Raw genomic sequence first — 23,012 nt, 5'->3', positions numbered from 1 at the left:
CCGCATTATTGCGCGGGACCACCCCTTCATCACGTGTTGGCCGATGATCGGAGCGCTGTGTGTAACCCCGTCGGATCAGTAAGAATAGGGCTGCTGAGGCGGCGTAGTGGGCTGCTGAGGCATGTCGTAGCCAGTCGTTCCCATGGATGATTCATCCACCACCAAGGAGCCGACGATCTTGTCGGCAATAGTCTGCCTCTTGGCATCCCACAGTGGGAACAAGTAGCCAATATCGCAGATGATGCCGTCAACCGCGTGAGCCAACTGGCGTAGGAAGGCCATGCCCATGCCCAGCGGCTGGCCGGTGGCCTCGCTGAGCAGACGAGTCTTGGCGACCTTGCGGCCCCAGCTCTGGCCGGTGGTGCCGCCCAAGTACACGGTGTTGTACAGGAACCAAGCGAAGTAAGCACCATACCCAATGAGGGTCAGGACGCCGGCCAGGGTCTCTGAGCCGGTAGCTGTACCGATTCCTGCGAGTGTGTACGCAACAATGCCGGGAGCTGCGAAATCGACCAAGTAGGACAGCACTCGCTTGCCGAAGGAAGCGAGGGGCTGGCCATTGGGGGCTACCGGACCGGTGAGTGCTGTCCCGTAGTTCGGCGTGGTGTAGCCGTAGTTCCCGGCCGATGCGTACTGGTCCTGCGGGGTCTGGGCATAGCTGTTGTAGCCCTGGGATGCGCTGCCGTAGTCGGTGGTGGCGCCATAGCCCGGGGTCGGGGAGTCATAACCTCCGCTCGAATAAGGGCCATCGGCGGGCTGGGTGTAGCCCGACTGGGGAGTCCCGTAGCTCTGCGTTTGGGGAGCGGTCGAGGGGTAGGAACTCTGAGCACCGAGATCCAATGGGGATCCGGTCGATCCCGTCTCGCTAGTGCCATAGTCAGTGGTCCCATACCCAGATGACTCCGGGGTGGAGGTTCCGTAGCCGACCTGCGAAGCAGAAGTGCTGCTTCCATAATCGGAGGTGGAGCCATAGCCGGTGGAGGCGTCGGTTCCGTATCCGGATGGCTGTGGGGTTCCGTAACTGGAAGAAGAGCCGTAACCCGAGCTGGGGGTGGATGGATCGGTTCCGTAGCCTGACGAGGCGCTCGGAGCGGGCTGGCCGTTGTCGGTCGATCCGTAGCCGGTGCCGTATGTGGGCATACCCTGAGCAGGTACCCCGTAGCTGGGGGTGGATGGTTGTGCGGGTTGCTCCGGCTGCGCTGGGGTTCCGTAGCCTGGGGTGGTCCACCCCTGGGCGGAGGCCTCACTCCCGGGCTGGTCGGTGTTGGCCGACTCCTGCGGTTGAGGAGTGGGGTAGTTGGTGTTGCCGGCCGGATTCTGGCCGCTGGGCTGCTGGCCGTCGGGACGACCCCAGTATTCACCGCTCAAGGGATTCTCCGTTCAGATTTCGGTACTTACGCAATCATCCTAGGTGTTCTTGAGGCCAGAGCGAACTGGTGTCCGCGGCACAATGGTTGCGTGTTGCATACATCTAGGTCCGATCCCAGAACCCCCTTCGACGCACGAAGAGCCCTGGCAGGTGTCGGCGGTCTTACCTGCGCCGGGGCTGCAATCTTGGCCGTCCACGCCTTTTTAGGGGTTGGGTTACCCTGCCCGCTGTTCACCCTTACCGGAATCCAATGTCCGCTGTGTGGCACGACCAGAGCAGCCAGTGCCGTGCTCAATGGCGACCTTGCGGGCGCTTGGTCGCTGAATGCCTGGACGACTTGCCTGGGTATCGTGCTAGGGGTCTGCGTGCTGGCCTGGATCGTCGAGGCAATGGGTGGGCCACGGCTGCGTCCGCCACTGTGGGTCGGACCAGTTACCCAGAACCGGGTCTACCGGTGGTTGGGTGTCACGGGCCTAATCTTCATGGTCGTCAGGAATCTCGTGTGAGCCCCTTGCGCAGCCCTACCGATGGTGCTGTGTGATCGCGTGTGGTGCATCGCCGATGAGATCGACACAACACGCCCGCGATATCCCCGACAGGGGGCGGTTCGGGTGTACGGTAACTACATCTAGTAGTTTTATGGATGCCTTTCATCAACAAGTTGTGTTTTTAGGGTGCTCTGTGAACCGCTTTCGCTGACCCATAGGAGATGCATGTACTGCCCGTTTTGCCGGAACACGGACACCCGTGTACTCGACTCCCGTGCCACCGAGGACGGGTGCTCGATCCGTCGTCGGCGGCAGTGTGCGCAGTGTGGTCGGCGATTCACCACCATTGAGCAGACACAGCTGGTGGTAATGAAGCGTTCCGGGGTCACCGAAGCCTTCAACCGACAGAAGGTCATCGACGGGGTGCGCAAGGCCTGCAAGGGCCGTCCGGTCACTGAGGCAGAACTTGCCAGGCTGGGGCAGAAGGTCGAGGAGAGTCTCCGGGCCTCGGGTCAGGCTGAAGTTCCCACCCAAGACGTGGGAGTGGCAATCCTTGGGCCGCTGTCGGAACTTGATCCGGTGGCCTATCTGCGCTTCGCATCTATATACAAGCACTACGAGTCGGCCCAGGACTTCGTTGATGAAATCGAACGAATGGAAACCGAAGGGTCAGTCACCGACTGATCGGAATGCCGGTGGCTTGCGGCACGGTGATGTCCTGGCCCCGGCCGTCTAAGAACCAGAAACAGGTATGCAACCACCCAGGAGATGAGTGTGACCGAGAAAAGCAGCAAGACGGGATCATCCCGGACGCCGAAGTCTAGGGGACTCGTCGTCGACCGTGTCTTCACCACCGAGGGCGTTCATCCCTATGACGAGGTGACTTGGGGGAAACGCGATGTCGTGCAGACCAACTGGAAGACAGGGGAGACTGTCTTCGAACAGCGGGGAGTTGAGTTCCCTGATTTCTGGTCGGCCAACGCGTCGACCATCGTGACCACCAAGTATTTCCGCGGGGCCCAGGGTAGCACCGCTCGAGAGGCGAGCCTGCGCACCCTCATCGACCGAGTGGTGAACAAGTACCGTTCTGCTGGTCTCGAGGCCGGCTACTTCGCCTCCCAGAAGGATGCTCAGGTGTTCGGGGAAGAACTGACCTGGCTGCTGCTCAACCAATATTTTTCCTTCAATTCGCCGGTGTGGTTCAACGTCGGCACATCAGCGCCCCAACAGGTCTCTGCCTGTTTCATCCTGTCGGTAGATGACTCGATGGAATCGATCCTGAATTGGTACCGCGAGGAAGGAATGATCTTCAAGGGCGGTTCTGGTGCTGGACTCAACCTGTCGCGGATCCGTTCTTCCAAGGAACTGCTGCGCTCCTCTGGTGGCACCGCTTCGGGCCCGGTTTCTTTCATGCGTGGGGCCGATGCCTCGGCCGGAACGATCAAATCGGGTGGGGCCACCCGCCGGGCTGCCAAGATGGTCGTACTGGACATCGATCATCCCGACATCGAGGAGTTCATCGACACAAAGGCGCGCGAAGAGGACAAGATCCGCGCCTTGCGTGATGCAGGTTTCGACATGGATCTCGGTGGGCAAGACATCACCTCGGTTCAGTACCAGAACGCCAACAACTCGGTGCGGGTCTCCGATGAGTTCATGCGCGCCGTGATCGATGGCGAAAAGTTCGGTCTTCGCTCTCGCACCACCGGCGAGGTGATTGAGGAGGTGGACGCCAAGGAACTGTTCACCAAGATCGCCAGGGCTGCCTGGGAGTGCGCCGATCCCGGCGTGCAGTACGACGGCACCATCAACGACTGGCACACGAACCCCAACACCGGACGGATCAACGCATCCAATCCCTGCTCTGAATACATGAGCTTGGACAACTCCTCGTGCAATCTCGCCTCGCTGAACCTGATGAAGTTCCTACGCACGGATGACACCTTCGACGTCGAGAAATTCGCCCGGGCCGTTGAACTGATCATCACCGCGATGGACATCTCCATTACCTTCGCCGATTTCCCGACCGAACCGATCGGTGACACCACCCGGAAGTTCCGTCAGCTGGGCATCGGCTATGCCAACTTGGGAGCCTTGCTTATGGCTCTCGGCAAGGGTTATGACTCCGAGGGCGGACGTGCCTTGGCAGCTGCCATCACATCTTTAATGACCGGCACCGCCTACCGGCGATCCGCAGAACTCGCCGGAATCGTGGGTCCTTATGAGGGATACACGATCAATGCCGCCCCGCACAACCGAGTGATGCGCAAACACAAGGCGGCTAACGATGACCTGCGCACCTTCAACAGAATTGACTCTGAAGTACGTGATGCAGCTGGAGAGCAGTGGAGCCGGGTGGTCGAACTGGGAGAGATCCAGGGCTTCCGCAACGCCCAGGCCTCTGTGCTCGCGCCCACTGGCACCATCGGCTTCATGATGGACTGCGACACCACCGGCGTTGAGCCGGACTTCTCCTTGGTGAAGTTCAAGAAGCTGGTTGGTGGATCGTCGATGCAGATCGTCAACCTCACAGTCTCCAAGGCGCTTGCCAACCTGGGCTACAACCAGGATCAGAGCACCGAGATCGTGGCATACATCCAAGAACACGGCAACGTCGTGGGCGCACCACACCTGTCAAAGGACCACTACGAAGTTTTCGATACTGCCATGGGAGTGCGCTCCATCAAGCCGATGGGGCACGTTCGGATGATGGCTGCGGTGCAGCCCTTCTTGTCTGGGGCCATCTCCAAGACCGTCAACCTCCCCGAATCGGCCACCGTCGAAGAAATTGCCGACGTCTACATGGAAGGGTGGCGCCTGGGGCTGAAGGCTATCGCCGTCTATCGAGACAACTGTAAGGTCGGTCAGCCGCTGTCCGACGCCAAGGCGAAGTCGGCGACTCAGACCGCTGCTCCCGAGGTCCGGATCGAGTACCGGCCTAGACGTAAGCGCCTTCCGAAGTCCCGTAGCGGTCGCACCACATCCTTTGCTGTCTCCGGGGCCGGAGGATACATGACCTCGGGCGCCTATGATGATGGTCGGCTCGGTGAGGTTTTCCTGAAACTAGGCAAACAGGGTTCCACCCTGTCGGGTGTGATGGATGCCTTCTCTATCGCGGTATCCATCGGCCTGCAGTATGGGGTACCGCTGGAGAGCTTCGTACAGAAGTTCACCAACCTGAAATTTGAGCCGGCGGGCATGACTGATGACCCGGATATCCGCATCGCCCAGTCGATCATGGACTACATCTTCCGTCGCCTCGCTCTGGACTACCTGTCCTTCGATGAGCGGGCTGAGTTGGGCATCTTCACCTCAGCCGAGCGGGCCCGCTATGTGGAGACCGGCTCCTACCTGTCCGAGGAGGACGAGGCCCAACTACCCGAATACGAACAGCTGAAGAATGACGCGGCCGACAACCTTCAGGTGGACGAAGCCGGTCCCATCCAGCCCTCGCTCATCGATGCGAAACCGCACACCACTTCGGAATTGATGGAGTCCATCACTGGGATGGCGGTTGATGCTCCGTTGTGCATGACCTGTGGTACGAAGATGCGCCCGTCGGGATCTTGTTATGTCTGTGAGGGCTGCGGATCCACCTCGGGCTGCTCCTGATCGATCACTGCTCGGGGTGGGTCACCGACCCGCCCCGAGTTTTTTTCGTCGTCAGTGGCGATCAGCCCAAATTTTTCTTACATGATGACCAATAGGTGGCGCATACACAACAACCTTTCCGGTCTGCATTATCATCACATGACACTGACCGCGTAGGAGGAATGACAATGCGTTGCATCATGGCTGTGGGCCTTCTGGCCGCCCTTTCCCTCACCGCCTGCGGAGGCGGTTCTGCAACCACTTCCGAGACACCCTCGGGTGGAACTCCAGGTACTGCCGATCGTTCCTACGACGTCTCGGGGATCGTCAAGGACGACAACATCGCAGCTATGCTTCCGGCTGGGGTGACCTCCAAGGGCACCTTGGTCATCGGTGCGGCAACCGACTACGCTCCGGCTGAGTTCCGTGGCGAGGACCTGCGTACCCCCATCGGCTATGACGTCGATCTGGGCAAGGCAATCGGTCGGACCCTTGGGCTGGAGTCGAGCGTGGAGCACGGTGAATTTGCATCTCTGCTGCCGGGCATAGGAACCAAGTACGACATCGGGATCTCCTCGTTCACGGTGACCTCGGAACGTACCGCGGCCTACGACATGATCGCCTACATCACCGTGGGCTCCTCCTTCGCTGTCCAGAAGGGTAACCCCAAAGGCTTCAACCCCGACGACGTGTGTGGCGCCACCATTGGTGTCCAGACCGGCACGTACCAGGTCGAGCAGCTTGAAACGCTGACCGCCGAATGCTCCAGTGCAGGCAAACAGCCCGTCGAGGTGCTGTCCTACCCGCTCCAATCCGATGTGACCACCAATCTGGTGGGTGGCAAGCTGGATGCACTGTACGCCGACTCGACCGTATCCGACTACGCTACCGTCTTGACGAGCGGCCAGCTTGAAGTGGTTGGCGGAGTGCGCGAGGCCGCTTCGCAGGGAATCGTCGTCTCCAAGAACGATCCGCAACTGACCGCGGCGATCCAGGCTGCGATGCAGAAGCTGATGGATGACGGCACGTGGTCAAAGATCCTTGAGTCCTGGGGAATATCCACCGAGGCCGGGCTCAGCACGGCCGAACTGAACCCGCAAGCATGACCGACGTGCCGACCCCGACCGGCAAACCGGAGTTGATCAAGCCAAAGCCGGTGTTCCGCCTTGATCTGTGGATTTGGGCGGGCATTGTGCTGGTTCTCGGCGCAATGCTCGTCCATGCCCTGTTCACCAACCCCAATTTTCGCTGGGATGTGGTCGCCCAGTTCCTGTTTGACGCCAGAGTCATAAAAGGCGTGGGATGGACGCTGCTGCTGACCCTAGCGGCGATGGCAATCGGCATCGTACTCGCTGTGACCACAGCGGTGATGAGGATGGGGACCAATCCAGTGCTTCGCGGGGTTGCCTGGGCCTACATCTGGTTCTTCCGCGGAACCCCGATCTACACCCAGTTGGTGTTCTGGGGGCTGCTCCCGGTGCTGTATCCCAAACTCTCGCTGGGCGTCCCCTTCGGCCCTGAGTTCTTCGTATTCACTACCCAGGAGGTGATCAACGCTGCGGTTGCTGCGATCCTCGGATTGGGACTCAACGAGGGTGCTTATCTGTCGGAGATTGTTCGGTCCGGGTTGAACTCGGTGGACAAAGGACAATGGGAGGCGGCCACCGCGCTGGGCATGAGACACGGCACGGTACTGCGTCGGATTATCATTCCCCAGGCCATGCGGGTCATCGTCCCCCCAACAGGCAACGAGACCATCTCGATGCTGAAAACCACCTCGCTGGTGCTGGCGGTGCCGTTCACCTACGAGTTGACCTTTGTCACCAACGCGATCGGCAACAAGAACTTCCTGCCAGTGCCGTTGCTGTTGGTGGCGGTTATCCACTACTTGGTGATCACCTCGGTGCTCATGGTAGGGCAGACCCATCTGGAAAGGTATTACGGGCGTGGATTCGAGGGACAGCCCTCAGGCAGGCCCCAGAACAAGCGCGCTGCACGGCAGCAGGCGATTGGCGCATCGGGAACGGTCAACGACGTGACGAATCTGGAAGTGACCCCATGACCCAGCAACCAATGGTGGATATTCGTGGAGTCCACAAATTCTTCGGTGACTTGCACGTACTCGCGGGCATCGACCTGCAGGTCGCTCCGGGCGAGGTCTGCGTGCTGATGGGCCCATCAGGCTCGGGTAAGTCGACCTTGCTGCGATGCATCAATGAGATGGAGCAAATCAGCGCAGGGCGGGTATACGTCGATGGCATGCTGATGGGACTACGGGAGGTCGTCAAGGACGGCAGGTCAGTGCTGTACAGGTTGAAGGATTCAGAGATTGCCGCTCAGCGTTCCCGGATTGGCATGGTCTTCCAACGGTTCAACCTTTTCCCGCACCTCACCGCTGTGGAAAATGTCATGGAGGCCCCTGTTCAGGTCAAGAAGATGCCTAAACCCCAGGCGCGCGAGATGGCCATGACCCAGCTTGAACGCGTCGGGTTGAGTGATCGCGCCGATCACTATCCAGCCCAGCTGTCTGGCGGCCAACAGCAGCGGGTGGCCATCGCCCGGGCGTTGGCGATGACTCCCGAGTTGATGCTCTTTGACGAACCCACCTCCGCGCTAGATCCCGAACTCGTCGGGGAGGTGCTGGGCGTTATGCGGGAGCTTGCGGCATCGGGTATGACGATGATCGTGGTTACTCATGAGGTTGGTTTCGCCAAGGAGGTTGCCGACCATGTCGTGTTCATGGATGGGGGAGTGGTGATCGCGGACGGTTCCGCGGCCGAGACTATCGAGAATCCCACGCACCCCAGGGCCGTTGAATTCTTTGGCAAGGTACTGTGAGTCACCGGTAGCCGCCGGGCAAATCGGTGGTGTACGCGAAGACGGATGTGGGACGGACCATTAGGTCCGTCCCACATTGCTTCGACGTTCAGGGTGATATGACCCCGATCACACCGTTGTCAGGCCTTATCAACCTGGTCCTTGAGGAAGTCTTGAGCCTGATCGACCTTGTCAGCAAATTTGCCATCGGTCTTGTCATCAATGACATCGCCAACCTTGTCGATGGCGTCCTTGACCTGGTCCCCATGATCGTTCACGGCGTTTTTGATCTCGTCGAAGGCTCCCATGAGGCCCTCCTTCCTATCGACTGTGGCCGGGCTGATGCACTCGGCCCATCCACAAGCCTAGGGCTAACAGGGGACAAGGTCGCAGCAAGTGCCGACATCATCCGATATTCGGCTACCATGCTCCCACCGCACAGATGACTCCGATGAGCACGACTACGAGAAATGGGACCCGAAGTCGCAGTAAGGCATTGGCTGCCATCAAGGAGATGACCCGGGCTTCCAATGAAAACTCCTGTTGTGCGCACATGTTGTTCGTCACGATAAGCGCAGCCAGTACACCGAGAATCCCCAGCGATTCACCCGCCTAGGCGCCGACGAAGGTGAATTATGACCTATCGGTGACCATAAAGGCGCTGAGCATCTGTTCTTGTCAGCGAGCTAATGCGGCAGTAACGACTAAGACGCCGAAGGAGATTTGGACGCTGTCGTCCCATTGCCCACCGGTCTCAGAAGTCCTCGTGGTCAGGGGATTCTAGAGAACAGCCTGGGTGCGGAGCACGAATCAGTCCTAGGGTTGGGGCGTGGGACAGGTGCTGCACGGATTCGCGATGATCTGGTTGATCATCGGTGTCGGTTGGTTCGTAGGGCACCTGAAGGTCATGGATGATTCCGCGCAGCGTGTGCTGACCCGGGTCGCCTACTACGTGGGGCTCCCGGCTATTCTCTTCCACTCATTGCAGTCAGCAGATTTGGGGCGGATCTTCTCCAGCAACGTCATCGTCTCCGCTGGAGCTGTCGCGACAACCCTCGGTATCTACCTTCTGCTAGCCACCTTCTTGTGGCACAGATCGCTGCCCCACAAGATCATCGGGGGGTACACGAGCTGTTATGTGAATGCCAATAACATGGGGCTTCCGGTCGCCGCCCATGTCCTGCACGACACTTCCTGGGTGGCTCCAGTGCTGCTCATGCAGGTAGCTTTCCTGCAGCCAGTCGGCCTTGCCGTACTTGATGCCTCCCGGGCAGCTCGTGAGGGACATCGGTCATCGCTGTGGTGGAGCATCAGCCTGCCGTTGCGCAATCCGATGACCCTGGGCGTATTCGGCGGGTTGGCCAGTAATCTCGTAGGGCTCCCGGTACCCAGGTTGTTGTTGGAGACTAGTGAGCTGATGGGTGGCATCGCGGTGCCCGCGATGCTGCTCGGTTTCGGTATCTCCCTGCGTCTTGGGCCGTTGCCCGGGAAGAGCAACATGCCCGAAACCCTCACGGTCATAGGGCTAAAGGCCATCGTCCAGCCGCTGATCGCCCTGCTGCTCGCCGAATTGCTGCGCCTGGATGCAACCACCACCTTGGCGGTGGTGGTCATGGCGGGGCTACCTACCGCTCAGAATGTCTTCGTCTTCGCGACATGGGCCGATGAATCCGTCACGTTGGCGCGCGATGTGATCTTTATCACTTCGGTGGTCTCAATCGTTTCGGTGACCGCCATGGTGTGGGTCGTCTCCCTGTGATCGGTGGCGTCCACCGGATTGGCACTCCCCTGAACACTGTACGGCTTTCGTCGGAGTAACATCCGTGAGCAGGGCGGTAGCGGCCAGGAACGGTGACGACAACAGGGCTGTGGCTTCACGGTGCTTCCAGGGCATTTGAGGCAACGCCCGGCCGCTGTCGGGTGCAGGTATCATGAAAGGTAGCCAGGCTAGGATTGATGGGCTATGACCGATGACAGTGTTCGCCTCGATTTCGACCCGTTATTGCCGATCAGTGCCCACGTCGACGAAATCGCCGCACTGATTCGCGCTCATCCGGTCGTAGTCATCGCGGGGGAGACCGGATCGGGCAAGACAACCCAATTGCCCAAAATTGCGATGCTTGCCGGGCGCCAGTCGATCGGACACACTCAGCCGCGACGCATCGCAGCCCGTTCTGTGGCCGAGCGCATCGCATCTGAGACGGGCACCGACCTGGGCGAGATCGTCGGCTACCAAGTGCGGTTCACCCGACAGGCCTCGAAGGCCACCCGGCTCAAGGTGATGACCGACGGCATCCTGCTCAACGAGATCGCCCATGACCGTGATCTGAAACGCTACGACACGGTGATCATCGACGAGGCCCATGAACGGTCACTCAACATTGATTTCCTGCTCGGCTACCTGAAACAGCTGATCTCGCGACGTGCGGACCTGCGGGTAATTATCACTTCAGCAACCATCGATACTCAGCGCTTCTCGACCCATTTCGACAACGCGCCTGTGGTCGAGGTATCAGGACGTACCTTCCCGGTCGAGATCAGGTACCGGGAACCCGTCGACGCGAACGGGGAACTGATCAATCAACCTGATGCGATCGTTGCGGCTGTTCGGGAGTTGAGTGCCGAAGCACCGGGGGACATTTTGGTTTTCTGTTCCGGGGAGCGGGAAATCAGGGATGTCATCGACGCCCTGGGCGACGCACGGCTGTCGGCGACTGAGATTCTACCCCTGCATTCGAGGCTGTCAGCCAGCGAACAGCACCGCATCTTCGCATCGCACCCGGATCGTCGCATCGTGGTGTCCACCAATATCGCCGAAACTTCGTTGACCGTTCCGGGAGTGCGCTATGTGGTGGATGCCGGAACCGCGCGCATCTCCCGCTATTCGAATCGCACCAAGGTACAGCGGCTGCCCATTGAGCCAATCTCACGAGCCTCAGCCGACCAACGTTCCGGGCGTTGCGGCCGGGTAGGCCCGGGGGTAGCAATCCGTCTCTACTCCCAAGAGGACTACGAGTCACGACCCGCGTTCACCACTCCCGAGATCCTGCGTACCAATCTGGCCTCGGTCATCTTACAAATGGCTCGGGCAGGGCTGGGAGAGATCGTCGACTTCCCCTTCGTGGAGGCTCCCGACTCGGCACAGATCGGCGACGGACTTCGGCTGCTCACTGAACTCGGTGCGCTCAGTGCTACGAAACCAGTGCGTCTATCACGGATCGGACGAGGACTGGCGCAGCTACCGATCGACCCTCGGCTTGCCCGGATGCTCATAGAGGCCCATCATCGCGACGTGCTGCGTGAGGTGCTGGTCATCACATCCTTCCTGGCGATCCAGGATGTCAGGGAACGACCTGCCAAGCATCGCGAGGCAGCCGACCAACTTCATGCGCGGTTCTTCAGTGACGAAGCCTTGGCTCAGGCTCAGCAGACCGGTTCAGGATCCGCCCGAGGGCTGCGGACTGCGGGCACCTCAGTGCAATTCAGTCTGCAGCGAACGACCGGGGCACCTGCCAGGCACACCCCGCACACCTCGAAGTCGGTTCGCTTCGCATCCCGCGGCACATCCGTCGGGCTGAATCCTGCGGCAGATGCCGGTGGCGACATCATGGCGGTGGTGCGGCTGTGGGGTTACCTGCAGGACCAGCGCAAGGCCCTGTCCGGGAACCAGTTCCGCAGGCTGTGCCATGACGAGTACCTCAATCATCTGCGAATCAGGGAGTGGCAGGACCTGCATACCCAGCTGAAAAGCGCTTGCAAGGACCTCGGTATGCGGCGCAACCGTGGGCCGGGGGCGGTCGACCAGATTCTGGTCTCGGTGTTGTCCGGGTTGTTGTCCCATGTGGGGCTCAGACTTCCGCATCTGAAGAAGGATCCGGCACAACGCCGACGCTCGCAAACCGAATACTTGGGCACCAGGGGAGCTCGTTTCGCCATTCAACCAGGGTCGTCGCTGTCACGTCGGCAACCCGAACTGGTGATGGCGGTCGAGCTGGTGGAGACTAGCCGATTGTGGGCCCGCACCGTAGCCGGGATCCGACCCGAATGGGTGGAACAGGTGGGTCTCCACCTGGTGCGTCGCCAGTACTCGGCACCTCACTGGTCAACGAACTCGGCATCGGTGCTCTGTTACGAGAAGGTCACCCTGCTGGGAGTACCGATCATCGTCGACCGGCTCGTCGATTATGCCCGGGTTAACCTGGCCGAGGCTCGCGAAATCTTTATCAGAACCGGATTGGTCGAGGGGCAGTGGCGGCCTGACCGCGGCCCAGTCGATTACCACTTCCTGAAACACAACGACCGGGTATTGGCCGAGGTAGGCGAGTTGGCCGACCGGGTGCGATCTCGCTCAGTGCGGATCAATGATCAGGACATCTTCGAGTTCTATGACATACGCATTCCTGCCCAGGTCTGTTCTCAGGCAAGTTTCGACGCCTGGTGGCGGGAATACCCGGATAAGACCTTCTTGGAATTCGACGTGGGCATGGTGGCCGACCTCGGTGAGGTGGCCGAGGCAAGATCCAGCTTCCCGGACCGCTGGGTCATCGGTGAGCTCAATCTGCCGGTCAGCTATGTCTTTGAACCAGGTCACGGTCGTGACGGGGTCAGCATTCGGATCCCGATGGCTCAGCTGAACCAGCTCAGCCCTGAGCCCTTCAGCTGGCAGGTACCGGGACTACGCCAGGAACTTGCGGTGGAGCTCATCCGCCACTTGCCCAAATCTCTGCGTACCAATTTCATCCCGGCCCCGGACCACGCCCGCGACGCTCTGGCATGGCTGGCCCACAACGATCCCGACAGATCCAAACGATTCTGTGACGAGCTGGGCCGTGCCCTGACAGCCCTCACCGGAGTGGTGGTGGAACCTGCCCAGTGGAATCCGCAGGCCGTGCCCACTCACCTGCAGGTTGGTTTTGAGATCACTTCTCCGGGAAAGCCCGCGCGTTACTCCCGGGATCTGGGAAAACAACGAACTGACCTGTCCGACCATGTCACCCGAACCATCACCAGAGCCGCGCCGAAGATCCGTGATGCCACAAACTGGGAGTTTGGAACCCTCGACGTCCAGACCACATCGCGCAGTTCGGGGATCACCGCGATCGGGTACCCTGCCCTGGTGGACCGCGGTGACCGGGTGGGGGTCGTGCTGGCCGGAACCCAGCTTGCCGCGGCCAGTTCCCAGCGCCTGGGGCTGCGTCGGTTGTTGGTACTCACCAACCCCGATCCCACCCGCTGGGCGGTTTCCCATCTCACCGCAGCCGAGAAGCTAGCCTTACCAGCGAGTCCTTACTCTTCGGTTCCGCAGCTGCTCGCCGATGCTCGGTTGAAGGCCGTTGAACAGGCGATGCTACGGTTTGTCGATCCCGTCGAGGTGCGTGATCGGGCGGTTTTCGACGCCTTGGCAGTCAAGGTGCGTCAGGTGCAGGCCGACCAGATGCGCCATGTCGTGGCAGTAGCAGCCAAGGTCTGCGATGCAGCCCGGGAGGCCCGCGATGCGATCAATGCCTCACCCATCGCAGCCGAACTCACAGAGCAATTGGACAACTTGCTCTTCGAGGGATTCATCTCCTGGATCAGGGAACCGTGGTATGACCATTTGCCCCGCTACGTGGATGCGATCACCCGGCGTGCTTTGGCCGCACGCATCGACCCGGCCCGTGACGAACGCTTGGTCGCCCCGATTGACGGGCTCCTCGACGAATACGATACGTTGTGTGCTGTGCAACCCACCGGCCGACTGCCTGATGCTGTCGATGACATCGGATTCATGATCGAGGAACTGCGGGTGCAGATCTTCGCCCAGACGCTGGGCACCTCAATCACTGTGTCACCCAAACGGATTCGCAAGGCAATGGCCCAACTGCAGGTCACTTGAGCACCGTGATCGTGAGGAACCCGGTAGAGCCCTGCCGTGCACTCGGCGATGCAACAACTGGGGGTTCGCTCGCATTGGTCCCCACCAAACCAAGGCGGACAGCTAAGCCACGTTGACCCGATGATGCCGGGTGAACCAAAGAATGGGAGCTTGCCACCGCCATCGCTGCCATCGTGTATCAGCCTCCATCCGATGCTCACTCCTTAGGACAGGGGATATCGGGTTCGTATCGAGGCACCTGCTGATGCGGGCGGTGTCATTGACCGGAGTGCTGCTGATCGGATGAACTCTCATTCCCCCAGAACTGCGACACTGTGGGTTCCCATCGACACACTCTGGTCTCCCACCGTCACCTCACCCCATGACGCGAGGAGCCTACCCCGGGATTCGGCGGGTGAACAGGGGTGCTGGCCAGGATTCACGATGACAGTCAACGGCCCATTGACCATGCGGAACCAGCCGTGACCGTGGTCGGTGACCACCGGCGTGCCGATTCCCCGCAGATAGGCCCGGCGCAGAGCGATCAATTGCTTGTACCAAGCGTACATCTCGGCATGGTACGGCTCATCGAGCTCGTTCCAGTCGATGTGAGAGCCCCGGAAGGTCTCCGGATCCTGGGGGTCGGGGAACAGTGCCTCGGTACCATAGACCGAGGCCCAGTCATGGGTAGCGAATTCCCTCAGACGACCCTGGGTAACAAGCGCCCCTAGTTCTGGGTCGTGGTCGGTGAAGAAGCGGAAGGGTGTCCTGGTTCCCCATTCCTGGCCCTGGAATAGCATAGGAGTGTAGGAGGACAACATCACCAAGGCGATCCCGCCAGCAACGGCCCCGGGGGGGATGGCCTCATCAGGGCGATCACCCATTCCCCGGTTCCCGATCTGGTCGTGGTCCTGGGTGAATACGACGAATCGCCTACGGTCCACGGTGGTGTCCACCGGAGCCCCCCAGTTGGTGCCCCGGAAGGTTGAATACCCACCGTCGTACACGAAGACCTTCTCCAGAGCCTTGGACAGTACTTCAGGTGATCCGAAATCCACGTAGTAGCCGAAGCTTTCGTCGGTGAGGTAGGCGTGGATGGCATGATGTACATCGTCATTCCACTGCGCATCGATGCCGAGCCCACCATCTGACCGTGGGGTCACCATGCGCACCTGGTTCAGATCCGATTCGGCGATCAACACCACCTGCTGGGGCAGGCTGTGCCGAGCTGCCTCGACCCTGCGGGACAACTCGGCCAAGATGTGTTCGGTGGAAGAGTCGTGCAGGGTCTGCACCGCATCCAGCCGCAAGGCATCAATGTGAAACTCAGTGAACCAGCGCAGGGCATTGTCGCAGATGAAATTCCGGACCCCGCGGGAATGTTGCCCGTCGAGGTTGATTGCATCGCCCCACGGGGTGGTGTATCGGTCGGTGGTGTAGGGCCCGAAGGTGCTGGTGTAGTTTCCGGCAGGTCCGAAGTGGTTGTAGACCACATCCAGGCAAACCGCGATTCCGTGAGCGTGGGCAGCATCCACGAACCGCTGCAGTGCGGCCGGCCCGCCGTAGGCCTCGTGCACCGCGTACCAGAAGACTCCGTCGTAACCCCATCCATGGTCCCCGGCAAAGGAGGCCAAGGGCATCAATTCGACGGTGTCCACTCCCAGATCGACCAAATGATCAAGCCGGGTGATTGCCGCGTCGAGAGTACCCTCAGGCGTCCATGTGCCGACGTGGACCTCCTGAATGACTCCGCCCAACACCTCGATTCCGTTCCACGATGCGTCGGTCCAGCTGAACTGTGAAGTATCGAACACCCGGGAGGGTCCGTGAACCCCGTGTGGCTGATGGGCACTACGCGGATCGGGCCGAGGAACCCCACCATCGACGCTGATCAGGTAGTCGGTTCCGTGGGCGAGATCAATGCGCCAGTACTCTCGACCGTCGGGGGTCATCGGTTCTGTCCGCTCGCCGATGATCGCATCCACATGTGAGGCGAAGGGGGCCCACACCCTGATTCCGGTCATCCTTCCAGTCCTTCCCGATCGTTGCCCTCAGTCCTGTTCAGTCGTCTGGTGAGCCACCCAAGGATTCCCTGCCCATCATTGGTTGACGGTAGCCCTTGACGGTGTGGGGGAGCTGTGATGGCTCGGAAGGATGAGGTCCGTTCTGCCGAGGAGACCTCTTCTAGCACCGCGCACGGGAAATGGGCAAGCAGTTCCGCCAAATCGATATTTCCGCCATTCCAGTCGTGACCGCTCACCACGTCGTGCCAGCTACCTTCGGGCAGTACCACCGAGGCACCCACTAGGGCATCGCGTTCCAGCACCGGGCGCGGCAGCCGGGTGGCTACCACGATCACCCGGGCATCCTCGCCCCGGGAATAGGCCACGACATGCCCTGAAGAGGTCGGAACCGCGCAGTAGGTTGCCTGCTTGCCGACGAAGGCTTCCGGGCGTCGCCTGCGCAGTCTCATGATCGACCTGGTCAGGTGGAGTTTCTCCTCGGCCAGCGTGACCGGATCGCGTCCTGCGAGGTCCTTCACCGTCCGATAGATTGCCCTGAAGTCAACTGGGCGGCGGTTGTCCGGGTCCACCAGGGTGTTCTGCAGAGTCTCGGTGCCCTGATAGTTGTCGGCTACTCCGACACAGGTCAGCTGGATAGCCTTCATAGACAGGACCGTGTCGCGGGCCGCATCCTCGGTCAGTGCATACCAGTCGGCGAAGGTGCCCATTACATCCTCGTTCGCGCACAGTGCCTTGATCCGGGTGGTCATCCGATCCTCAGCCTCGAGATCCGGGGAGGTCCACGATGTCCAGATCTTCTGTTCTCGTACGACCTTGATCATGTACTCCACCAGCCGCCCCACCTCGATCGGCCCGCTATCGGTCCATGTACCTGCGATCGTCTGCCACAAGAGATTTTCCGCGTGGCCCTCAATGTCCTCGGCGAGCAGGTGCAGGGAGGTAATCATCTCCCGCCATTCCGAGGCATATTGGGAAATAACCAGCTGTCGCGCTCGGACATCCTCGCTGCGTTTCGTGTCGTGGGTGCTTCCTGCGGTCATGGTCGCAGGCCAGTTGCTCGCCGTGGTGGCGCACCAGTGGTGGAAGTCGTCGGGACTCAACCCCCAGGTCTGCGGGGATCCACCCACCTCGTTCAGTGCCACGAGATGGGTCCATCGGTAAAATGCGGTGTCCTCCAGACCTTTCGCCTGCACAGCGCCACATACCTGCTGGAAGCGAATGACCAGTTCGTCGCGTAGCGGCTGTAACCGGTGGTCACCCGATCCCACGTCGTGCCCACTCACCAGGTCGAGCACCACCTCCAATGTGTCGTGGAGGTCTTCGTCCAACATGTTCTTGGCCTTGGCGGCTGCGGTCTCCAATACTTCGGTGGATTTCTCGGGAGCGGGTTCCCCGGGCACTATATAGGCCCGGTAGCGGTCGATGGCCACCACCATTGCCCCCAGACAACTGGCTATCCATCCTTGGGTGTGATCGCGTAACATGATGTCGGCTGAGCAGATCTCATAGGCCAAGGAAGCGATGCGGTGTACCTCGGCCATCAACGATGAATTCATCACCTCGGACTTGGCCTGTTCCACAACCTGCGGGAGGGTCCCAGGAATATCCCCAGCTACCATGTGGCTCACTGACGCTAGTTCCCCGTAACCGTTTGGGTCGCATAGCAAAGCCCCGATGCGCCAGGTCGCGTCGTAGCCCGTCGTCCCGCAGACCATCCAGTCATCGGGCAACGTTTCCTCGGCCTCCAGGATTTTCTCTGCCGCAATCCAGGCTCCTTTGGTGGCAGTGGAGAGACGACGCATGTAGTCACGAGGATTCGCCAGACCATCGGGGTGATCGATGCGGAAGCCGTCAATGTGACCTGCCTCATACAGTTCAAGCAGCAATGCATGGGTGGCGTCGAAGACCTCCGGATCCTCCACACGCACCGCCACCAAGGTGTCAACATCGAAGAACCGCCGGAAGTTCAGTTCCTCGGCTGCCACTTTCCAGTAGGCGAGCCGGTAATATTGCTCAGCGACGCAGACGTCCAACGGCAGGTTCTCGGTTCCGGCACGTACCGGATACACCTGATCGTGATGGACAAGTACCGGCTGCGGTCCTTCGTGTTCCAGTCCGGGAACCACCAGGTTGCGGCGAGTGATCTCGCCATTGGCCAGTGCTGTTCCGATCCGTGATCCCAGGAAGGGCATTAGGATTCCTTCACCCTCGCCAGTGCCATCGAACCACTTGGCATGCTGTGAAGACGGTCCGTAGCGCAGTACCGACCACAAGGCACGGTTGTGATACAGCGGGGTAGGAACCCCCATGTGATTCGGGACGACGTCCACCACCACACCCATCCCACGGCCATGAGCGGCGGACGCGAATCTCTCGAACCCCTCCCGCCCACCGAGCTCGGCAGAGATCCGGGTCGGGTCGACAACGTCGTAGCCATGGGTGGATCCTGGGGCTGCCTGCAGGATAGGAGAGCAGTAGACATCACTTACCCCTAGGTCCTGGAGGTAGTCCAGGGCTGCGGTGGCCGCGTCGAAGTCCAGCTCTGGGCCCAGCTGTAGGCGATAGGTTGTCGTCGGTATGTGTCGTCCCGCCGAGGGGAGGTGGGCGATATCGTGAGAGATGGGTGCCTTGATGGGAACGTTTGTCATCGGGCCTCCGAGAAGATCTGTGTATCTCCAAAACTACCTGCCGCAGGTGGCACCGGGCATCGGCGTCTGTTGCTGACAGGGGCGCACTTGGGAAAATCATCAACACCCCTTGGCTTACGACCCTGGGGACCGCTACCGTCAAGGACAGGACCACGATTGAGGAGATACCACATGGACCTCAGCGAGAAATTCGCCGAATTCGCCCGCACCACCCAGGAGAAGCTCAACGAGTTCACCGACCAGGTGAAGCAGAAGTATGAGGACTCCGATCTGGACGAGAAGTGGGAGTCCTTCCGTACCGATGTTGCAGCCCACTACGAGAGTTTCTCGGGGACGGTGAAGGACAAGCTGGACGATACCGACCTAGACGAGAAGTTCTTGGGATTCACCGCCACCGTGGCTGACAAGTACCGGTCGATCGCCGATGATGTGAAAGCCAAGTACGACGATTCAGACCTGGATGACAAGTTCGAGAATTTCAAGGGCGAGGTAACCGCCAAGTTCAACGAGTTCAAGGGTTCCCTCGGCAAGCGTGACGAGCAGTCCTGAAGACACCGAACCAGGGCCGGGTACCGAGCGTGCCCGGCCCTTTGTGTGAGTTGTGGCACAGTGTTGATGTGCCAGCAACAACACAGGCGGTCGTCGACCTGCTCACCCTCACCGGCCCGGACCGTGATCATTGCGTCGGGGCCCATCCGCGAACTCTCATGCAACGCACCTACGGTGGGCAGGTTCTCGCCCAAGCACTGATGGCTGCTCACCGAACCGTTCCTGATGACCGTCAGGTGCATTCCCTGCACGCTTGCTTTGTCCGCCCGGGGGCCCCGGATGCCGACATCTGCTTCGCCACCGAGAACATCCGGGATGGTGGCTCGTTCAGCACCCGCCAGGTGATCGGGCGGCAACTGGTCACTGACCAGGACAAAGAAATTTTCCGGATGACGGCCTCCTTCCACATCACTGAGCCCGGCTTGGACCACGCCGATCCGATGCCCTCCGATGTTCCCGGCCCCGAGGACTGCCCGACTTTCGTTGAGTACATGGATGCCACCATCGGACCCTCACCGCTGTGGCGGGAGTGGGATGCCCTCGACGTACGTTTCGCGGGGGATTCGGCACCGGGTGGAGTCATCAAACCGGGGCGACATGTGGCCTCGATGAGAATCTGGATGCGCACCCGGGACATGCTGCCCACTGATTCGCGGATCCACCGGGCGATGCTGGCCTACATGTCGGATCTGACGCTGCTGTCGGTCTCGGCGGTACCGCATCCCGTTGCATTCATCTCGAAGCAGTTGCAGACTGCCTCACTGGACCACGCCATGTGGTTTCACCGCGATTTCCGGGCCGATGAGTGGTTGCTCTACGACATGTACTCCCAGTCGGCCTCCGGCGGGCTGGGACACGGGTCGGGACGCATCTTCCAGAACAAACTGTTGGTGTCTGCCACTGCCCAAGAGGGACTCATCCGTCCGGTCGAAGACCGTGCTGTGCTCAGTTGAGGCAATGTAGACCTAGGGAACAACCAAGTTGGGTGGTGTTGCAATGTGCAGCACCACCCAACTTACGTATGAAGTCAATTTTCGTCAGCGGGTCGCGGGAACTGCTCCGGTCTGCCGCAGCACCACCAGGGCAGCCCGCTCAATCTGGCGTACCCGCTCCGCAGTGATTCCCCAGATCTGACCAATGTCGGCCAGCTTGGCCTGTCTGCCATCGACGAGCCCGTAACGACGTCGTACGACATCTGCCGAGCGTTCGTCGAGGCCCTCAAGCATCGCGTCGAGACGATCCCGGTCTTCTTGAGACAGTACGACCTCGTCGGGTCCGGGTGCGGTCTCCTTAGCGATCAGATCTCCCAAGGAGGTATCACCATCCTCCTCAACGGGAGCATCCAGGGAGACATGTTCTCGGGAGTAACGGATGAGGTCCACGACCTTGTCTTCTGGCAGATCCAGTTCGGCAGCGATCTCGCCGATCTCTGGCTCCCGTCCAAGTGTGCGCTCCAGATTGCGGCGCACCGCGGAGATCTGGTTGACCTGCTCGGCGACGTGCACCGGGAGGCGCACTACCCGGCCCTGCTGGGCGATGCCCCGGCTGATCGCCTGACGCACCCACCAAGTGGCGTAGGTAGAAAATTTGTACCCTTTGGCGTAGTCGAACTTCTCGACGGCGCGAATCAACCCGGTGTTGCCTTCCTGAACCAAATCCAGCAGTGGCATCTGGGAGCGCCCGTACTTACGGGCAACCGATACCACTAGCCGCAGATTCGCGCGGACGAAATGCTGCATGGCCTCCTCACCGTCGGTTACCAAGAACTCGAGTTCCTCGCGTGAAGCCTTGTTCGAGGTGGCCACTCGGCCCTCCAGTGCTGCCTGCGCGAACAGGCCGACCTCAATGCGCCTGGCGAGTGAGACCTCCTCGGCAGCACTCAACAGGGGAGTTCTGGCGATGGACTCCAGGTACAGACCGACGGAATCCTTGCCGTCGATGCCCTCGTTAGTACGAATTCTGCTCTTCGAATCCATGCTTCCGCCTTTCCTTCGTGCATCCGGTGTAACGCACCGAGGTGCCCGATTTGTTTCTGTTTCATCACGGTGGCCATGACAACGGGCCACCGTAGGGGCTGCGATGGGACCATGGTCGTAGACTGTGGCGGTTAGTTCGGTCCTAAGGGTGCACAGGCCGATTGGCACACCGATCGGGTGACCCAGTTGGGTTTTGGTAGGTGGTGCGTGGCACTATTGACGAAGCGCTTGACGCCTTCGACGTCCGGCGTGCCCAGAATCATCGGTTCTCCGAAAGGCCCCCCGTGACGACCAGCACCACCAAGAAGGCTGCACCCAAGTCTAAGGCCACCAAGGCAAAGGCATCCGGGACGGAAGAGGAACAGGAGTCGACCACCGCTCGTAGGACGACCCGCCGCACCACCGCCGCGAAAAAGTCCACCACCGCTTCGAAAAAGAAGTCAGCCATGCAGCAACCCACCGTCGCTGATGCCGTCCAGCAGGTCGTTGAGGTCGAGGTGAAGCGTGACGGCGACGATGTCGTGCTCACTGTAGGCGGTAAGAAGCGCAATTTGGACGATGTCGATGACTCAAACTTCGACTCAGTGGAGGCCGCCAAGGATGAGGCCGAGATCAACGCCGAGGAGCAGGCATTCGATGTCTCCGATTCAGATGACTCCGACGAGCCGGAACAGCAGGTGGTTTCCGCTGGCGCCACAGCCGACCCGGTCAAGGATTATCTCAAGCAGATCGGTAAGGTCGCCCTGCTGAACGCCGAGCAAGAGGTGAGCCTCGCCAAGCGCATTGAAGCCGGACTGTTCGCCGAGGAACAGATGACTCTGAACAACGTCGCCGACACCGATCTCGATGACTATGAGTGGATCACCGAGGATGGTCACCGAGCAAAGAACCACTTGCTCGAGGCTAACTTGCGATTGGTGGTCTCCTTGGCCAAGCGCTACACAGGCCGGGGTATGCTCTTCCTGGACCTCATCCAGGAGGGCAATCTGGGCTTGATCCGCGCCGTCGAGAAATTCGACTACACCAAAGGTTACAAATTCTCTACCTACGCCACTTGGTGGATCAAGCAGGCGATTACCCGGGCGATGGCCGACCAAGCACGTACCATCCGGATACCGGTGCACATGGTTGAGGTCATCAACAAACTGGCCCGAGTACAGCGTCAGATGCTCCAAGACCTGGGGCGTGAGCCGCTGCCTGAGGAATTGGCCGCCGAGTTGGACATGACTCCGGAGAAGGTCGTTGAGGTCCAGAAGTACGGTCGTGAGCCGATTTCCTTGCACACCCCGCTGGGTGAGGATGGGGACTCCGAATTTGGTGACCTGATCGAGGATTCCGAAGCGATCGTTCCGGCCGATGCGGTGAATTTCACTTTGCTTCAAGAACAACTCCACGATGTCCTTGACACCTTGTCGGAGCGCGAGGCCGGTGTCGTGTCGATGCGTTTTGGGCTCACCGACGGTCAACCCAAAACCTTGGACGAGATCGGCAAGGTCTACGGTGTCACCCGTGAGCGGATCCGCCAGATCGAATCCAAGACCATGTCGAAGCTGCGTCACCCCTCGCGTTCGCAAATTCTGCGCGACTATCTCGAGTGATCGGACACGGTCGGTCACCAGGAGGTCGCGGAGCCGAGTAAAGCACTGACTAGGAATGACGATGCCGAGGGACATCGGGAACCTCAGGCCAAGATCCG

16 protein-coding genes are annotated in these 23,012 nt (G+C 60.3%); 11 read left to right on the top strand and 5 right to left on the bottom strand.

Features of this window, described 5'->3' with window-relative positions; all coding sequences use genetic code 11:
- Positions 1-75: 75 nt before the first annotated feature.
- Positions 76-1,368: an RDD family protein gene (locus tag HMPREF1531_RS13075; RefSeq protein ID WP_016670009.1), complete on the bottom strand. Its 1,293-nt coding sequence runs from the start codon at positions 1,366-1,368 to the stop codon at positions 76-78.
- A 90-nt stretch (positions 1,369-1,458) separates the two neighbouring features.
- Here HMPREF1531_RS13075 and HMPREF1531_RS13985 point away from each other — a divergent pair, with 90 nt between their 5' ends.
- From HMPREF1531_RS13985 to HMPREF1531_RS10850, 6 genes are all read left to right on the top strand, one after another.
- The gene (locus HMPREF1531_RS13985) at positions 1,459-1,875 is read left to right on the top strand and encodes a DUF2752 domain-containing protein (RefSeq protein ID WP_198011046.1); all 417 of its coding nucleotides are present in this window, start codon (positions 1,459-1,461) and stop codon (positions 1,873-1,875) included.
- 207 nt (positions 1,876-2,082) lie between these two features.
- A complete protein-coding gene (gene nrdR, locus HMPREF1531_RS10870; RefSeq protein ID WP_016670007.1) occupies positions 2,083-2,541 on the top strand; it encodes a transcriptional regulator NrdR in 459 nt (152 codons plus the stop codon).
- A gap of 84 nt (positions 2,542-2,625) precedes the next feature.
- Positions 2,626-5,469 (top strand): vitamin B12-dependent ribonucleotide reductase, encoded by a 2,844-nt coding sequence (locus HMPREF1531_RS10865; protein WP_442852407.1) that lies wholly within the window; start codon positions 2,626-2,628, stop codon positions 5,467-5,469.
- Between the two features lie 167 nt (positions 5,470-5,636).
- Positions 5,637-6,554, top strand: a complete 918-nt coding sequence (locus HMPREF1531_RS10860) for an ABC transporter substrate-binding protein (protein WP_016670005.1) — start codon at positions 5,637-5,639, stop codon at positions 6,552-6,554.
- Positions 6,551-7,510 (top strand): amino acid ABC transporter permease, encoded by a 960-nt coding sequence (locus HMPREF1531_RS10855; RefSeq protein WP_016670004.1) that lies wholly within the window; start codon positions 6,551-6,553, stop codon positions 7,508-7,510. Before HMPREF1531_RS10860 ends, HMPREF1531_RS10855 begins: the two co-directional genes overlap by 4 nt.
- Before the next feature lie 11 nt (positions 7,511-7,521).
- Entirely contained in the window at positions 7,522-8,286 is a 765-nt protein-coding gene (locus HMPREF1531_RS10850) for an amino acid ABC transporter ATP-binding protein (protein ID WP_156860323.1), read from the top strand.
- 119 nt (positions 8,287-8,405) lie between these two features.
- Here the strand turns inward: HMPREF1531_RS10850 and HMPREF1531_RS13405 are convergent, their stop codons facing one another.
- Positions 8,406-8,573 carry an antitoxin gene (locus HMPREF1531_RS13405; protein ID WP_016670002.1) on the bottom strand — a complete coding sequence of 56 codons (168 nt, stop codon included), beginning with the start codon at positions 8,571-8,573 and terminating at the stop codon, positions 8,406-8,408.
- Positions 8,574-9,094: 521 nt separating this feature from the next.
- Between HMPREF1531_RS13405 and HMPREF1531_RS10845 the strand changes: the two genes are divergently transcribed.
- On the top strand, positions 9,095-10,024 hold the full coding sequence (locus HMPREF1531_RS10845; protein ID WP_016670001.1) for an AEC family transporter: 930 nt from the start codon (positions 9,095-9,097) through the stop codon (positions 10,022-10,024).
- 204 nt (positions 10,025-10,228) lie between these two features.
- The gene (gene hrpA / locus HMPREF1531_RS10840; protein WP_016670000.1) at positions 10,229-14,140 is read left to right on the top strand and encodes an ATP-dependent RNA helicase HrpA; all 3,912 of its coding nucleotides are present in this window, start codon (positions 10,229-10,231) and stop codon (positions 14,138-14,140) included.
- A 290-nt stretch (positions 14,141-14,430) separates the two neighbouring features.
- Here the strand turns inward: hrpA and treZ are convergent, their stop codons facing one another.
- On the bottom strand, positions 14,431-16,143 hold the full coding sequence (treZ, locus tag HMPREF1531_RS10835; protein ID WP_016669998.1) for a malto-oligosyltrehalose trehalohydrolase: 1,713 nt from the start codon (positions 16,141-16,143) through the stop codon (positions 14,431-14,433).
- The gene (gene treY, locus HMPREF1531_RS10830) at positions 16,140-18,791 is read right to left on the bottom strand and encodes a malto-oligosyltrehalose synthase (protein WP_016669997.1); all 2,652 of its coding nucleotides are present in this window, start codon (positions 18,789-18,791) and stop codon (positions 16,140-16,142) included. The genes treZ and treY overlap by 4 nt, the downstream gene beginning before the upstream one ends.
- 171 nt (positions 18,792-18,962) lie before the next feature.
- Between treY and HMPREF1531_RS10825 the strand changes: the two genes are divergently transcribed.
- Together HMPREF1531_RS10825 and HMPREF1531_RS10820 are read left to right on the top strand one after the other, a co-directional pair.
- The gene (locus HMPREF1531_RS10825) at positions 18,963-19,340 is read left to right on the top strand and encodes a hypothetical protein (protein WP_016669996.1); all 378 of its coding nucleotides are present in this window, start codon (positions 18,963-18,965) and stop codon (positions 19,338-19,340) included.
- A gap of 68 nt (positions 19,341-19,408) precedes the next feature.
- Positions 19,409-20,293 carry an acyl-CoA thioesterase gene (locus HMPREF1531_RS10820; protein ID WP_051123382.1) on the top strand — a complete coding sequence of 295 codons (885 nt, stop codon included), beginning with the start codon at positions 19,409-19,411 and terminating at the stop codon, positions 20,291-20,293.
- Between the two features lie 84 nt (positions 20,294-20,377).
- Here the strand turns inward: HMPREF1531_RS10820 and HMPREF1531_RS10815 are convergent, their stop codons facing one another.
- Positions 20,378-21,316, bottom strand: a complete 939-nt coding sequence (locus tag HMPREF1531_RS10815; RefSeq protein WP_016669994.1) for a sigma-70 family RNA polymerase sigma factor — start codon at positions 21,314-21,316, stop codon at positions 20,378-20,380.
- A 284-nt stretch (positions 21,317-21,600) separates the two neighbouring features.
- Between HMPREF1531_RS10815 and HMPREF1531_RS10810 the strand changes: the two genes are divergently transcribed.
- Positions 21,601-22,914: an RNA polymerase sigma factor gene (locus HMPREF1531_RS10810; RefSeq protein ID WP_232210244.1), complete on the top strand. Its 1,314-nt coding sequence runs from the start codon at positions 21,601-21,603 to the stop codon at positions 22,912-22,914.
- Positions 22,915-23,012: the final 98 nt, after the last annotated feature.

This window comes from Propionibacterium sp. oral taxon 192 str. F0372 (assembly GCF_000413315.1).
Lineage (GTDB): Bacteria > Actinomycetota > Actinomycetes > Propionibacteriales > Propionibacteriaceae > Brooklawnia.
This window is presented reverse-complemented; position numbering and strand designations above follow the sequence as displayed.

Coding starts and splice junctions, on each gene's coding strand:
- HMPREF1531_RS10850 (WP_156860323.1), top strand. CDS start 7,522: ATGGTGGATATTCGTGGAGTCCACAAATTCTTCGGTGACTTGCACGTA.
- treY (WP_016669997.1), bottom strand. CDS start 18,791: ATGACAAACGTTCCCATCAAGGCACCCATCTCTCACGATATCGCCCAC.
- HMPREF1531_RS10855 (WP_016670004.1), top strand. CDS start 6,551: ATGACCGACGTGCCGACCCCGACCGGCAAACCGGAGTTGATCAAGCCA.
- HMPREF1531_RS10865 (WP_442852407.1), top strand. CDS start 2,626: ATGAGTGTGACCGAGAAAAGCAGCAAGACGGGATCATCCCGGACGCCG.
- HMPREF1531_RS10815 (WP_016669994.1), bottom strand. CDS start 21,316: ATGGATTCGAAGAGCAGAATTCGTACTAACGAGGGCATCGACGGCAAG.
- treZ (WP_016669998.1), bottom strand. CDS start 16,143: ATGACCGGAATCAGGGTGTGGGCCCCCTTCGCCTCACATGTGGATGCG.
- HMPREF1531_RS13405 (WP_016670002.1), bottom strand. CDS start 8,573: ATGGGAGCCTTCGACGAGATCAAAAACGCCGTGAACGATCATGGGGAC.
- HMPREF1531_RS10860 (WP_016670005.1), top strand. CDS start 5,637: ATGCGTTGCATCATGGCTGTGGGCCTTCTGGCCGCCCTTTCCCTCACC.
- HMPREF1531_RS10825 (WP_016669996.1), top strand. CDS start 18,963: ATGGACCTCAGCGAGAAATTCGCCGAATTCGCCCGCACCACCCAGGAG.
- hrpA (WP_016670000.1), top strand. CDS start 10,229: ATGACCGATGACAGTGTTCGCCTCGATTTCGACCCGTTATTGCCGATC.
- nrdR (WP_016670007.1), top strand. CDS start 2,083: ATGTACTGCCCGTTTTGCCGGAACACGGACACCCGTGTACTCGACTCC.